Origin of the sequence: Bifidobacterium sp. ESL0745, assembly GCF_029433335.1 — a bacterium.
GTDB lineage: Bacteria > Actinomycetota > Actinomycetes > Actinomycetales > Bifidobacteriaceae > Bifidobacterium.
This window is the reverse complement of sequence record NZ_JAQTHX010000001.1, coordinates 239640-253731: the sequence shown is the minus strand read 5'-3', so window position 1 is coordinate 253731 and position 14092 is coordinate 239640. Positions and strand designations below refer to the sequence as shown.

Annotated in this window: 10 protein-coding genes; 2 read left to right on the top strand and 8 right to left on the bottom strand. The window is 59.8% G+C overall.

What is annotated here, in order from left to right; translation table 11 throughout:
* Positions 1–320 precede the first annotated feature (320 nt).
* From PT275_RS00870 to hflX, 8 genes are all read right to left on the bottom strand, one after another.
* Positions 321–1280: an L-lactate dehydrogenase gene (locus PT275_RS00870; protein WP_277151442.1), complete on the bottom strand. Its 960-nt coding sequence runs from the start codon at positions 1278–1280 to the stop codon at positions 321–323.
* 271 nt (positions 1281–1551) lie between these two features.
* Positions 1552–1734, bottom strand: coding sequence for a hypothetical protein (locus PT275_RS00865; protein ID WP_277151439.1), 183 nt, complete (start codon positions 1732–1734; stop codon positions 1552–1554).
* 61 nt (positions 1735–1795) lie between these two features.
* A complete protein-coding gene (locus PT275_RS00860; RefSeq protein WP_277151437.1) occupies positions 1796–2641 on the bottom strand; it encodes a sugar phosphate isomerase/epimerase family protein in 846 nt (281 codons plus the stop codon).
* A 124-nt stretch (positions 2642–2765) separates the two neighbouring features.
* On the bottom strand, positions 2766–4016 hold the full coding sequence (locus PT275_RS00855; protein ID WP_277151435.1) for a DUF993 family protein: 1251 nt from the start codon (positions 4014–4016) through the stop codon (positions 2766–2768).
* Between the two features lie 75 nt (positions 4017–4091).
* The gene (locus PT275_RS00850; RefSeq protein ID WP_277151433.1) at positions 4092–5243 is read right to left on the bottom strand and encodes a Gfo/Idh/MocA family oxidoreductase; all 1152 of its coding nucleotides are present in this window, start codon (positions 5241–5243) and stop codon (positions 4092–4094) included.
* A 34-nt stretch (positions 5244–5277) separates the two neighbouring features.
* Complete coding sequence (locus tag PT275_RS00845) at positions 5278–6171, bottom strand: sugar phosphate isomerase/epimerase family protein (RefSeq protein WP_277151431.1); 894 nt, start codon at positions 6169–6171, stop codon at positions 5278–5280.
* Positions 6168–7247 carry a hydroxyacid dehydrogenase gene (locus PT275_RS00840; protein ID WP_277151429.1) on the bottom strand — a complete coding sequence of 360 codons (1080 nt, stop codon included), beginning with the start codon at positions 7245–7247 and terminating at the stop codon, positions 6168–6170. Before PT275_RS00840 ends, PT275_RS00845 begins: the two co-directional genes overlap by 4 nt.
* A gap of 247 nt (positions 7248–7494) precedes the next feature.
* Positions 7495–8931 carry a GTPase HflX gene (gene hflX / locus PT275_RS00835; RefSeq protein ID WP_277153602.1) on the bottom strand — a complete coding sequence of 479 codons (1437 nt, stop codon included), beginning with the start codon at positions 8929–8931 and terminating at the stop codon, positions 7495–7497.
* Between the two features lie 209 nt (positions 8932–9140).
* On the opposite strand from hflX, the gene PT275_RS00830 reads away from it, so the two are divergent.
* Together PT275_RS00830 and PT275_RS00825 are read left to right on the top strand one after the other, a co-directional pair.
* A complete protein-coding gene (locus PT275_RS00830) occupies positions 9141–9803 on the top strand; it encodes a methyltransferase (protein ID WP_277151427.1) in 663 nt (220 codons plus the stop codon).
* Positions 9800–14014, top strand: coding sequence for a DUF3418 domain-containing protein (locus tag PT275_RS00825; protein ID WP_277151425.1), 4215 nt, complete (start codon positions 9800–9802; stop codon positions 14012–14014). Before PT275_RS00830 ends, PT275_RS00825 begins: the two co-directional genes overlap by 4 nt.
* Positions 14015–14092 lie beyond the last annotated feature (78 nt).

Sequence of the window (14092 nt, the reverse complement as noted above, 5' to 3'; positions counted from 1 at the left end):
TGCGGCTCAGAGCCGAAGAACAAGCAGGTCGCACATTATTGTGCATTTGACTTGTGCTTGACACCAAAACCGACAATCCTTTTCATTGTCAACGATGGTTGGAGAATGCGGAGTATCGGGGAGGCCCGAAGCACCAACGGGTTCGATAGCCCAATAAAAAGCGAAATGAAATGACGAATGCCGCTCCTGTTCCAAAACGAAACAAAAGCGGCATATGTACAAGACGCGTCGCCAATTATCACCAACCGATGATCACAGATTCAACCTACGAAATCCACAATCACCCGAAATGGATGACGGCGGCGAACTCAACGCAAGAATCAGAAACCGAACTTGGCGACGGTTTCCTTCAACGTGTCGGCCGAACGACGCAGCTCGGCGAGCTCGTGGTCGGAAAGCGGCGTGTTGATATGCGAGTTGACACCGGAACGGTTGACCAGGGTCGGCACAGACATGCAGATGTCGGAGATGCCGTGGAAGTCCTGCAAAAGCGAGGACACCGGCAGCACGCGGTTCGAATCGTTCAGGACCGCGTCGATGATGTCGACGCCAGACATGGCGATCGCGAAGTTCGTGGCGCCCTTGCCGTTGATGATGCGGTAGGCGGCGTTCTTGACTTCCTGGTGAATCTCCTCGCGCTTGGCGGCATCGAGCGGCTCATGGCCGGGCAGTGCCTGCCAATCGCACATAGTGACGCCGCCGATGGTGGCGGAAGCCCACAGCGGCACTTCGGAGTCGCCGTGTTCGCCGGCAATGTAGGCATGCACGTTCTTGACATTGACACCGGTCTGCTGGCCGATAAGGAAACGCAGGCGGGCGGTGTCGAGGTTGGTGCCAGAGCCGAAGATCTGGTTGGCCGGCAGGCCGGAGAGCTTCAGCATCACGTAGGTGACGATGTCGACCGGGTTGGTGATGAGCATATAGATGGCGTTCGGGGCGACCTTGATAACGCCAGGAACGATGGACTTCATCATGTTGACGGTCGCGTTGGCAAGGTCAAGCCTGGTCTGACCCGGCTTCTGACGAGCGCCTGCGGTGATGACCACCATATCGGCGTCGCGGCAGATCTCCACGTCGTCGCTGCCGTCGATGGAAACGGAAGGATAGAAGCTGGAGCCGTGCTGCATATCGAGGACTTCCGCCTCGACGCGCTCCTTGTTGATGTCTTCGAGCACGATGTCGCGGGCAACGCCACGCTGGGCGGCGGCGAAGGCGAGCGTGGAGCCTACTGCTCCGGCTCCGATGATGGCAAGCTTGGTCGGTTTAATCGAATTGGACATATGATTGAACCCTTTCAAAATGAGTGCTGACAAAAGGAGTGATAGCCGATTGGTTTATTGTCGCCATTCGTCCGCCCCTCTTTCGCACAACCATGCGAGCATACCCGAACGCAGCCATAGCGGTAGCGCCGTGCATCTCGTCATTGTGATAGTCACAAATCTTGATCGGCGCAATTTGAAAAACGAAAACGACCCGTTTTTGCACCGTTGGCAACCGCCCGTCGAATTCCAATCGACATCAAAGCGGAACCTTGTGACTAGCATTATTTTATCAGGTGGCATACATAATTTGATATTGGTCACATTCTTGAATTTGACCAATAATTACCCATGAAACGAGCCGCCTGAACGGCTTTTGCGCCCCAACAAACGCTGCCGCCCCTAAATCCCCGTCAGCCCATAACGCAACACTATCGACAAACTGGTCCGAATTCGATCCGATACCATCTGCCACACACGCACGCATGTTATAAATATGCTTCTTCCACGCTCGGATGGCACGCTGTGGCGGATGCCTATTCTGCCGGCCAATACGGGGCGACATATTTGTCGAAGGCGTCGGCGACATGGCGTGAGACCTCGTCGAACGGCGTGTCCCATACCGCCCGATTGAAAATCTCACATTCGATATCACCGTGCCAACCGGTCGCCGCCACCGCCTGCGTGAGCGCTTTGAAGTCGATGACGCCTTCGCCGGGGTAATGGCGGCTCAGGAGAGGATCCGCCTCAAGCGGCGTGCGATAGTCGCAGACCTGATAGGCGGCGATGCGGCCCTCACGGCCGGCACGGGCGATGGAACGCAACACGTTGGGGTCCCAGAAGACATGGAAGGTGTCGACGACAACACCCACCGCCTTCGGGTTGAAAGGCGCTGCGATATCAAGCGCCTCGTCAAGTGTCGACACGCAGGCTCTATCGGTGCAATACATCGGATGCAACGGCTCGATGGCGAGCGTGACCCCGGCCGCCAAAGCGTCGGCCTCAAGTTCTGCGAGCGCTTCGGCCACACGACTGCGGGCTTCCGCAAGGTCCTTCGAGCCTTGGGGCAACCCACCGACGACGAGTACAAGCACCGTGCACCCGAACGCGGAGGTTTCCTCGATGAGCCTGCGGTTGTCGTCGATCGCGGCGCGGCGCTCCGGCCCTTCAGGCATGGTGAAAAAGCCGCCGCGACACATCGAAGAGACGCACAGACCCGAATCAGACACCATACGGACCGCTTCAGGCACGCCTATCGCCTCCACCGGCTCACGCCACAGCCCGACGCTGTGGTAGCCGGTTTGGGTAAGCGTGTCAAGCGTCTGCCGCAAATCGGCGTGCTTGATCGTCGCCTGATTCATTGACAACATTGGACTGACCATCACGACTCTCCTTTTCCATTGTGTTTATTCGGCTTTTACACGTACGTCTGCGGGCTGATGCCCCGCGCCGAGCGCCTTGTCCGCATGCCGGATATCGACACCAGGCCAACGAGAGACCGGAAGCCTATACACCGTGCATTCCGATTCCGTTCAAGGCAAGCAACGCGTTCCAACGCTGCGCCGCCAGCTGCGGAACCTCGAGCGCGCCGCATTCGTTCGCCAGCTGAACCACCCGTGAGAGGCTCGGCAGGCTGCGGGCCGACTGCAGGCCGCCGACCATCGCGAATGCAGGTTGGTGCCCGTTGAGCCACGACATGAACGCCACCGATGTCTTGTAGTATTCGGTGGGTGCGGCGAAAACCTGACGCGCCAATGCCTGGGTGGGCTCAAGGATGCGCAGGTAAGCCGCCTCGTCGCCACGGTCAAGCGCCTGAACCGCCGCAGAGACATGCGGGGCGATGACGGAGAACGCGCCGAGCAGGGCGTCGGAATGCATCACAATCTTATTGTCCGGCTGGCGTTTGGCACGAGGGTCGTCCTGTTCGCCGTCTCGGATCAGGTCGACGTAGTGCATGTCGTCGCCGGTGAGCATCATCACGCCTTCCGGCAGCATGGCACGTACGTAACGCTCGGCATCCTCGTCAAGCAACGACATTTTCACACCCCGCACCTTGCCGGGGTTGTCGGCGATGATCCGCAAAAGCGTTTGCGATGCCTTACGCCAGTCAGTGGAGCCGAAATAGCCATGTAATTGATTGTCGAACACCTCTCCCAGCCAGTGAAGGATCACCGGAGACTTCGCAGCGGATATCACTTCGTCATACACTTTGACATAGTCGGCGGCACTTTTTGCGGCTTGGCAGAGGTGCCGCGAGCACATGATGACCGGGCCGCAACCTGATTGCTCGCAGACACTCAACTGCTGCAAATAAGCCTCAACTATCTGCGAAAGGTCGAAATCACCCAGGTCCGCAGGCTCGAGCTGGTCGGTGTTGACACCGGCGCACACGAGATCAGCCACACTCCTGCCCCAGCCTTCGTTTTTGGCATATTGCGCGGCGGCGGCCCCGGTGCGACGCATCAGCTCGGCGGTGGCGGGCCAGTCCAAACCGAGATTGCGTTGCGCGGTATCCATGCAGTCGGCCACACCCAGACCCCAGGACCAGATCATGCGCCGGAAGCCGATGGTGGACTCCCAGTCGATTTGCGCCGGACGGCCCGGCGTATTGTCCGCCCAGGCAAGCGGCACCACATGCGCCGCGGCGTACACCGTGCGCGAACGCAACGGGGCTTTGGGCTTGGCAAACGCAGGCGCAGGGTTGGCTTCGACACACCGCCGGCCACCCGATTCATCAATCAACGTCAATGTTGTCATCGTTGCCTCGTTCCCGATTTCCGCCATTCAGCATCTTCAAATGCATTACACAATTTGTGCATCTCCGCCCTCCGGTCAGTACCGATCGTTGGGAACCGCCACCTTTGCACCACGCTTGGCGGACTGATAACCGAGCTCTGCCAGCCGCACGCCACGCGCTCCGGACGCGAAATCGTAAGGGTACGGTGTATCCGTCGCCAAAGCGCGAATGAACTGCTCCCACTGTGCCTTGAAGCCGTTCTCGAATTGCTCGTCGTCGCCCACAGGCTGCCAATCGCCACGGTAACGATGCACATCGGGCACATCCGGATTCCACACGGCCAAAGGAGTGGCGTCCCGCACCTGGATCTTGGCGTCGAAAAGCCCGGCCACGGCCGAACCTCGCGTCCCGTCCACATGAAGTTGCAGAAGCTCATCGCGGTCCACGCGCGTGTTCCACGAAGAGTTCATCTGCACCGTCGCCCCGTTTTCAAGCTCGAAAATCGCATAGGCCGCATCTTCGGCAGTGGACGGATAGCGTCTGCCGTTTTCATCCACACGCTCGGGTATCTCGATTTTCGCCTGCGCATACACCGAGGCGATCGGTCCGAAAAGCCCTTCGATCACATAGTTCCAATGCGGGAACATGTCCGAGATGATGCCGCCGCCGTCTTCCTTGCGATAGTTCCAGCTCGGCCGCTGCGAGGCGCGCCAGTCCCCCTCGAACACCCAGTAGCCGAAGTCGCCGCGCACCGAAAGGATACGCCCGAAAAAACCGGAGTCGACAAGCCGCCTCAGCTTGATCAGACCGGGCAGGAAAAGCTTGTCGTGTACCACCCCCGTTTTCACGCCCTTGGCCTCGGCAAGACGTGTCAGCTCGCAGGCGCTCTGATAATCCGCGGCGATGGGTTTTTCGGTATATATGTCCTTTCCGGCGGCAATCGCCTTGGTGATGGCGGCGGGGCGTGCCGTGGTCGTCAGGAAATCGGCATACAGCGAATAATGCGGATCCGCAAGCACCGCATCCAGATCGGTGGTGTAGTTAAGGTCGCCGTGCCGCGCTGAAATCTCGCGCAACTTGCTTTCATGACGTCCGACGAGTATCGGATCGAGCATGACACGCGAACCGTCCGGAAGCTCAACGCCGCCGGCTTCGATAATGGGCAGCACCGAACGGCACAGGTGCTGCCGGTAGCCCATACGCCCCGTCACGCCATTCATGATCACGCCGATGGTTTTGTCGGCCATAATGTCCACCTTTCGTTTCGTTACGCGTTCCGGCTCACGATTGCGCCACGGCCGGCAGCGCCTCTATGGCTTTACGTGCGGCGACAAGCGCCTCGCGCAGCGGTGGGACATCTGGATACCAGCGCCTCTCCCACTCCAAGGAAAGAGGGCCGGTGTAGCCACCTGCCTTCAGCACGCGACAGCATTGTTCCAATGGCACGCGCCCGGAGCCCTGCAGCACCGGCGTCTGGTCGCCGGGATAGGCGCAGTCCTTGATCTGCACCAAGCCACGCCCGCCAACCAGATATTGCCTGATATAGTCGAACGTCGTCTGCGGATCCTCGCCCACACGCCAGGGGTGCGCGATGTCCCAGATCGAGCCGACGCGGTTGCCTGGAGCCAGTTTGTCAAGATAATAATGAATCAACGCGTTGCGAGCGCCGTTGGTGTGGCTGTCGTGGGTCTCGATCAGCGGCTGAACGCCAAGCCGGTCCGCCAGAGGCAAAACCTTCGCCACAATCTCGGCCCCACGTTTTGACACACCGGCCAGATTCATCCCATCCGGCAACGCGAGACCTGGCAAGCGGTCGGGGGTTGCAAGACTCCCGGCATCGAGCGGGGCGGTCGGGAAGACGCGCACGAATCGTGCGCCGAGCACACTCGCCATTTTCAGGCAGTGTTCAAGGCTTTCGACCAGTTCTTCCTGCGAACGAGACATATTGCAGATTTGCACGCGCGAGTCGACCGAGACGATCCCGACCCCCGCCTTGTCAACCAACTCGTCACGCATCGCCTTGAGCTCGTCGTCGGTCGAATCCATGCGGAATCGCATCTCCTCGCCCACGGAGACTTCGATCGTCGTGACCCCGGTGGCGCGGAAGGTCTGCGCGAGTTCGTCAATCGAATCATAAGGCGCGCCAAGCGTGCTTGCCGCAAGTTCCCAAGTCATCGCGTACCGCCTTTCACGCCGCCGGTTATATCGGCAGCAGTGGCATCAGGATGGTTGGCATCGCCCAACGGGTTCTCTTCAGGATGATCAAGCGGCTCGCCCGCGGCGATGTGCTCGAACTCGCGGACCACAGACTCCCCTATGCGGTTCAGGTCAACACCCATCGAACCGGCGATATGCGGAGTGATAATGACATTGTCGCGGTTCCACAACGGTGAATCGGGCGGCAACGGCTCAGTCGGGTAGGTGACGTCGAGCACCGCACGGATGCGCCCAGAAACGAGCTCCCGCTCGAGCGCATCGGGATCGATGACGATGCCGCGCGCCGAGTTCATCAACAGGGCTCCATCTTTCATCAGACCCAGTTCGCGCGCGCCGATCATGCCTTTGGCCTGCTCAATTCCGGGAGTGTGGACCGAGACGATGTCGGAATAACGGAATACGTCATCAAAGCTGACCTTCGTGGCCCCATACGCCGCCGCCATTTCGTCGCTCAGGTGCCGGCTCCACGCGATCACCTTGAAATCGAAGGGCTTCAACAGCGTCATGAAGTCGCGTGCGATCTGCGAAGTGGCGGTGATAATGCCGACCGTCTTGCCGTAAGTACCGGCATCGGGAAAACTCTGTTCCCGATCCACCGGTTTGCGCTCGCGCTCATACTGCCGTTGTGAGAGAGTGTAATACTTGCTTTCGAGCAGGGTGACCCCAAGGCAATATTCGGCCACAGGCAGGGAGTTGGCGGCCTGCACGTTGGTGGCGAAGATGCCTCTGCGCTTGGCGACACGCAGCGCTTCGGTGGTGAATTTGACGTAGGCGCTGCCTTGCGAGGCGACGATGCCCTTAAGATGCGGCATGGCGGCAAGCACTTCGGGGGTCACTTCCGGCGCATCCCAGCCATACCAGAGATAATCGATGTCGTGAAGTCGCGCCATCTCAACGGGGTTTGCATAGTCGAGCACTTCCTGATGCTGTGTAAAGTCCGCAATCGCGCGCAACCGAGCCCACATATCATCGGTCAGCAACATCTCCGGCAACCCACGTTTCATGGATATGCCGATCTTGAATTTTCCAGCCATAGCGCTCCTTCGCTTGGTTTGCACCGAACCGGTATCCGTCGGCGATTTCGGCGCTCACATCGTTGTGATTTTCACAATATCACGGAAAGAAAGGCATCAATGCAACTAAGCCTGATTTGCATCAGGGTTGCGGCCGATGCAGGATTTATGCATTACGAAAATCTCATTACCCGTACGAAAATACCTGATTCACCAAGCCAACAAAAGCGATGACAGAATCGACAAACCCAGCACAGACGCGAAGCGCCTAACCGACAGCCTGATCCATCACCTGCGCGGCCAAACGGGAATCGACGTCAGCCTGTAACGAAACGCCGTCGGCTCGGTAATCCTCTTTCTCGACTTTTCCGTATTCACGGACGCGGGAAAGCAGGGAACCCGCCTCGTCGGTATATGGCAGCAGGGCTTCGACGTGGACCTGCGGGACGGGCAGCGCCTTTTCCACGGATTTACGCAAGTCGTCCAAACCGCTTTGATCGGCCGCAGAGACGATCAGCGCGTCGGGGCGGATGTTGTGCAGACGATCGCGTGTGCCCCGGTCGACCTGGTCGGCCTTATTGAAGGCGAGGATATGCGGGATGTCGGTTGCGCCGTCGATGCCGGCGAGGACGTCGTTGACGGCTTCGATCTGCGCGAACGGATCGGTGGTGGAGGCGTCGACGACATGCAGGATGACATCAGCCTCGCCGATTTCCTCAAGGGTGGATTTGAACGCCTCGACCAGCTGGGTGGGCAGGCGGCGCACGAAACCGACCGTGTCGACGTAGGCGTAAAGGCGTCCGTCGGCGGCTTTGGCCCGGCGAACCGCCGTGTCGAGGGTGGCAAAGAGGGCATTGCCGACCAGCTCGCCGGAGTTGGTCAGACGATTGACGAGCGAGGACTTGCCGGCATTGGTATAGCCGACCACGGCGACCGTAGGCAGCCCGTAACGATGGCGGGAGCCGCGCTTGACGGCACGTGCCGGAGCCATCTCGCGGATCTGCTTTTTGAGGCGGGCGATGCGGGTGCGGATGACGCGGCGATCCATCTCGATCTGTGTCTCGCCGGGGCCACGGGAGCCAATGCCGCCGTTGACGCCTGCGGCCTGACCTCCGGCCTGACGCGAAAGCGAGCCGCCCCAGCCACGCAACCTCGGAAGCATGTATTCCAGCTGTGCCAGTTCCACCTGCGCCTTGCCTTCACGACTGGTGGCATGCTGAGCGAAGATGTCGAGGATGACGGCAGTGCGGTCGACCACCTTGACCTTGGTGGCGTCCTCGAGCGCACGGCGCTGGCTGGGAGCCAAATCGCCATCGACGATGATGGTATCAGCCTCGCAAAGCGCCACGATGCCGGCAATCTCCTTGGCCTTGCCTCGGCCAACGTAGGTGGCAGCGTCAGGCTTCAGACGATGCTGCAATACACCATCGCAGACCACGGCACCGGCGGTGTGTGCGAGCGCCGCCAGCTCACGCAGGGATTCCTCAGCCTGCTCGATGGTGGTGTCGACGTTCGACCATACCCCCACCAACACAACGCGTTCAAGGCGCACCTTGCGGTATTCGACGTCGGTCTCGTCCTGCATCTCCCCCAGGCCGGTGACATGCTTGAGCTCGTTGCGCGACTCGCGCTCGCTCCACTCCTCGGCCCCCGGAGCGCGGCCATCGCTGCTCTCCTGCAAGATGTCGGACTGCTGTCCCAACACTTCGTTCTGCTCGTCGTGCTCGTTCTGTACGCCTTTACGCCCGTCGTCTACTGCCAATAAATCAACCTTTCGATTTTCGAAAATCCAACTGTATCCAAGCATATTCGGTGAGGTGAACGCGTTTCACTGTTCCGGTATACAACTAATATAGAGAATCTATTATCGAGGCATGGCTAGGGGCCACAACAAATCAGGACATAGCAGGACAAATGAGCGGAACACCAAGAAAACAGCAAGGAAAAGCAACTTCGCAAAACCCGACGTCGGAACAGTATTTTTCGGCGGAACCCGCCTCGCGGGATGTGCGACGGAATCTGCACGTTTCACTGCGCGGGCACGATGTGGACGTCGAGGTTTCCAACGGGGTGTTTTCGGGGCATAGGCTGGATCTGGGCACTTCCGTGTTGCTGCGGCACGCACCGCAAGCACCGAAAAACGGGACGTTCCTTGACATTGGCTGCGGATGGGGGCCCATCGCGTTGACGCTTGGGTTGGAGTCGCCGAAGGCCGATATTTGGGCGCTGGATGTCAACGAGCGCGCGCTGGAACTGACCAAAACGAATGCCGAAAAACTCGGGCTTGGCGAACGTATTCATGCGGCGAAAGCCGCGGATATACCAGCAGATTTGGCCTTTGACCTCATTTGGTCGAACCCGCCGATTCGCGTGGGCAAGGACGAACTGCATTCGTTACTGATGGCTTGGATTCCGCGACTTAACACAAACGGATACGCCTATTTGGTGGTGCAGAAAAATCTTGGAAGCGACTCGTTGATCAAGTGGCTGTCAGCAGAGCTCGGTGACGACTTCACCGTTACAAAATATGCAAGCTCCAAAGGCTACCGTGTTATCGAAGTACGTAGGAACGCATGAAATACCATTATCCTTCTGATTTGCCGGTCAGTGCGGCGCACGACGAAATTCAGCGCGCCGTGCGGGATTCGCAGGTCGTCATCGTCTCCGGGCAGACCGGCTCGGGCAAGACCACCCAGATACCGAAAATGCTCTTGGAAATGGGCCGCGGCACCCACGGTCATCAGATCGTTCACACCCAGCCACGCCGCTTGGCCGCACGCACCGTGGCCGAACGCATCTGCGACGAAATGGGCGTGAAGCTCGGCGATGAGATCGGCTATCAGGTGCGATTCACCGACGAAAGCTCGCCCAAGACCCGCCTGCGCATCGTCACCGACGGCATTCTCTTGGCCCAGATCCAGCACGATCCGAGCCTTTCGCGCTACGACACCATTATCATCGACGAAGCGCACGAACGCAGCCTCAACATCGACTTTCTGCTCGGCTACCTGACGGCGTTGCTGCCAAAACGCCGCGATCTGAAACTCATCATCACCTCGGCCACCATCGACTCGGTGAAATTCAAGGAGCATTTCGAGGACGCGCTGCATACCAAAGTGCCCGTCATCGAAGTCTCAGGACGAACCTACCCCGTGCAGATCGTCTATGAACCACTGGGCGGCATGCCAGCGCTGATGCGGCATGTGCCGGGATTTGCCGACGGATCGCTGCCCGACGAGAACGGCGAGATTCCGGGTGCTGGCGATAGCAACGGAAGCAATGGTTCCAGTAATACCGGCAGCGAGAATATGCCCCGTGCTGTGGCACGCGCCTGCGCCGAACTGGTCATTCATTCTTCGCACGACCGCGGGCCGCGCGACATTTTGGTCTTTGCTTCCGGCGAGCGCGACATCCACGAATATGAAGACGCCATCCGCCATCACTTCGGCCCACGAGCCAACGACATGCGCCGCCCGGACGCACTGGAAATCGTACCGCTTTACGCCCGCCTTTCGTCCAAAGAGCAGCATCGCGTCTTCGAACATCATTCCCGCCAGCGCATCGTCATCGCCACCAACGTGGCCGAAACCTCGCTGACCGTACCCGGCATCCGTTACGTGGTCGACCCCGGCGAGGCCCGTATCTCACGCTATTCCAAGTCCGCCAAGGTGCAGCGTTTGCCGATCGAGGCCATCAGCCAGGCCAGCGCCGACCAGCGAAGCGGCCGTTGCGGGCGTATCGCCGACGGCATCGCCATCCGTCTCTATTCCAAGGACGATTACGAATCCCGCCCGCGCTTCACCGAACCGGAAATCCTGCGTACCTCATTAGGCGCTGTTGTATTACATATGCTTTCGGTGGGTGTCGCACGCACGGCCGACGACGTGACCCATTTCGGCTTCATCGACCCGCCAGATACGCGTTCCGTTTCCGACGGTTTCAACGAACTGACCGAGCTCAAGGCCATCGCCCGTAAGCACGGCGAGGTTCGCCTGACCCACACCGGCCGTCAGCTTTCACGCATTCCCATCGACATCAGGCTGGGCCGCATGATTCTCGAGGCGGCGCAGAAGGCAACACCCAACACGCTCGCTGCGGTGCTGGTCATCGTCGCCTTCCTCAGCTTGCAGGATCCGCGCGAACGGCCCGATGCAATCCGCGCCGAAGCCGACCGCGTCCACAACCGTTATGCCGACGAAACAAGCGATTTCCTGACCGCCTTGAACATGTGGGACCACATCTTCGGCCCCGACGAAGGCGGTGACGGGGACCACACTGGCAACGCCAAACTGCGCAAGATTTGCAAGTCCGAATACTTCAGTTTCATTCGCCTGCGCCAATGGCGTGATTTGGTCTCGCAGCTACGGCAGATGTGCCGGCAGATGCATTTCAAAGTAGGTAAGCCCACCCCGATTTCGCGTCCGGCTCCGGAAATTCTCATGCTGCCGTTGAACCAGCAGGCGGCACACTCCCTTTGCTGTTCGTGGGATTCGCAGGGCATCCACTCCTCCATGCTCGCCGGCCTGCTTTCGATGATGGGCATGCAGGTGGTGCGCGAGCCCAAGGCCTCGGATTTCTCCGGACTCAAGGGTGCCGCGAAGGCGCGGGCCATGAAACGGGCGGCCAAACAGTCCAAGAACGAATATCAGGGCGCGCGCGGCACCCGTTTCGCACTCTTCCCGGCCTCGTCGGTGGCCAAGTCGACCCCGCCGTGGGTGATGTCGACCGATCTGACCGAAACCTCGCGCTTGTGGGCCCGTTATTCCGCCGTCATCGACCCGGCGTGGGCCGAACCGTTGGCAGGAAGCCTCACCCGCGTCACCTACGCCGAGCCGCATTGGTCGGGTTCGCGAGGCAGCGCCATCGCCAGCTCGAAAGTGCTGCTCTACGGTCTGCCGATCGTGCAGGACCGGCCGGTGCAATGGGGTCGTATCAACCCTCCAGAGGCCCGCGATTTTCTGATTCGTCAAGGTTTGGTCGAGGGTGATATCCAGCAGCGTTTCTCCTACGACGATTTTGTCGAAGCCAACCGCGACATTTTGCAGGACGCAGTGGATGATACCAACCGCACCCGCCAGATCTCCGATTCCGTCAGCGACGAGGACCTCTTCGACTTCTACAACGCCGTCATTCCGGCTGATGTCACCAGCGTGGCCGACCTCGGCAAGTGGGTCAAATCCATCCACGAAGCGCAGCCACATCTGCTCGACTTCGACCCGGACAAGGTCGAACGTTTGCAATCGCACGAATCCGTGGATTTGCGCGATTATCCCGACCAGTGGCACACGCTTGGCACCGACGGCACCCCCATCGACCTGCGCCTGAGCTATATCTACAACCCCAGCGATCCGGCCGACGGCGTGACGGTACATATCCCCATCAAGGCCTTGTCCCGTTTGACTCCCGAGCAGTTCACATGGAACGTGCCGGGACTTCTGGACGAGCTTATTCTGGGCTATATCAAGTCGCTGCCGAAGTCGCTGCGTGTCCAGTTTGTCCCAGCACCAGACACGGCCCGCACCATCCGTGCCGCCATTGACGAGCGCTACCCCGACCTGCCTGGCTCCGGCTCAGAAGGTAAGCCGAACCTGCCGCCAGTGGACGAGGCGACCGGCACCGCACGCTGGCCTGATTTCGCGCACGCTTTCACTTACGCCGCCATCACCAGCGTTAACGCCACCATCCATCCTGAGGATTTCAACAGCGACCAGCTCGACAAACTTTCGCCGTATCTTCGGGTCACGTTCAGCGTCGAGGAACCGCTGCCACCGGCACCCGGGAAAAGTCGTCACGGCAACAAAAGTCATAATAAAAACAGGCAAGAACAGGCCAATACCGCCGGCAATCCAACGATCATCGACGACGCGACGTTCCGCGCCCAACGCCACGGCAAAACCCGACGTTACCGGGTGCTCGGAACCGGCAAATCGCTGGTCGAGCTCCAGCGCAAGTTCGCCCGCCAGGCGCAAGCCAGCGCCCGCAAAACCGTGGAACGTCAGGCCAGCAAGGCCAAATCGCAAGGCAAGGTGGTCGCGCAGGCGAACCTTCTGAACAAAGCCGGCGCCACCACGGTTTCGCGAGCCGAAATGCTTTGGCAGGCGGCATACGAGAAGCTGAAACTTCCCGAAGACCGCATTTCGTCTCGTTGGCTCGGCAGTGAGGCGCTCATGCTGGCAAGCGCACCCTACAAGTCCACGAAACTTCTGGTCGACGACCTTGAGCTGGCGGCGGTCAAGCGCCTGCTCCCCCATATCGACAAGCTTGCCGACGACACCGCACTGGCCGAGGCCGTCAGCGGGGTGTCCGAAACCTTCGAGGACACGGTCTACGCCGTGGCCCACGATGTCATCGCCATCCTCAAACGCTACGCTGCGGTCGACTCGGCGGTGGGCGGCAAGGCCGATCTGACCATGCTTGCTGTATTACAATCCGTGCGCGAGCATATCGCAACCCTCGTCTATCCGGGCTTTATCGGCAAGACCCCGCCGCAGGCGCTGCCCAACATCGAACGCTATCTGCACGCCGACCTGATGCGTCTGGAAAAAGCCAAAGCCGACAAGAACCGCGACGTCCGCTGGGCCTGGGAGGCCGACGAGGCCAAGAATCTGATCACCAGAGCCCAGGAAAAGCTCAAGGCCGAACCCGCCGGCCCACACCGCGAAGCATTCGGCAAGCAGGTGGAACAGGCCCGCTGGATGCTCGAGGAATTCTACGTTTCCCTGTGGGCGCAGGAACTGGGCACGAAGTCCCCCGCCAGCCTCAAGCGCATCCGCAAGCTGGTGGGGTGAGCCGCTGGACGAGATAGAAAGAAAATCGAAAAATCTCTCCCCACTTCTCGGAATACGGAAGACCACTTTTAATAACAA

What these genes read in the sequence shown, in the direction of transcription:
- PT275_RS00870 (WP_277151442.1), bottom strand. Translation starts at nt 1,280, where the DNA reads ATGTCCAATTCGATTAAACCGACCAAGCTTGCCATCATCGGAGCCGGA.
- PT275_RS00860 (WP_277151437.1), bottom strand. Translation starts at nt 2,641, where the DNA reads ATGGTCAGTCCAATGTTGTCAATGAATCAGGCGACGATCAAGCACGCC.
- PT275_RS00855 (WP_277151435.1), bottom strand. Translation starts at nt 4,016, where the DNA reads ATGACAACATTGACGTTGATTGATGAATCGGGTGGCCGGCGGTGTGTC.
- PT275_RS00850 (WP_277151433.1), bottom strand. Translation starts at nt 5,243, where the DNA reads ATGGCCGACAAAACCATCGGCGTGATCATGAATGGCGTGACGGGGCGT.
- PT275_RS00845 (WP_277151431.1), bottom strand. Translation starts at nt 6,171, where the DNA reads ATGACTTGGGAACTTGCGGCAAGCACGCTTGGCGCGCCTTATGATTCG.
- PT275_RS00840 (WP_277151429.1), bottom strand. Translation starts at nt 7,247, where the DNA reads ATGGCTGGAAAATTCAAGATCGGCATATCCATGAAACGTGGGTTGCCG.
- PT275_RS00830 (WP_277151427.1), top strand. Translation starts at nt 9,141, where the DNA reads ATGAGCGGAACACCAAGAAAACAGCAAGGAAAAGCAACTTCGCAAAAC.
- PT275_RS00825 (WP_277151425.1), top strand. Translation starts at nt 9,800, where the DNA reads ATGAAATACCATTATCCTTCTGATTTGCCGGTCAGTGCGGCGCACGAC.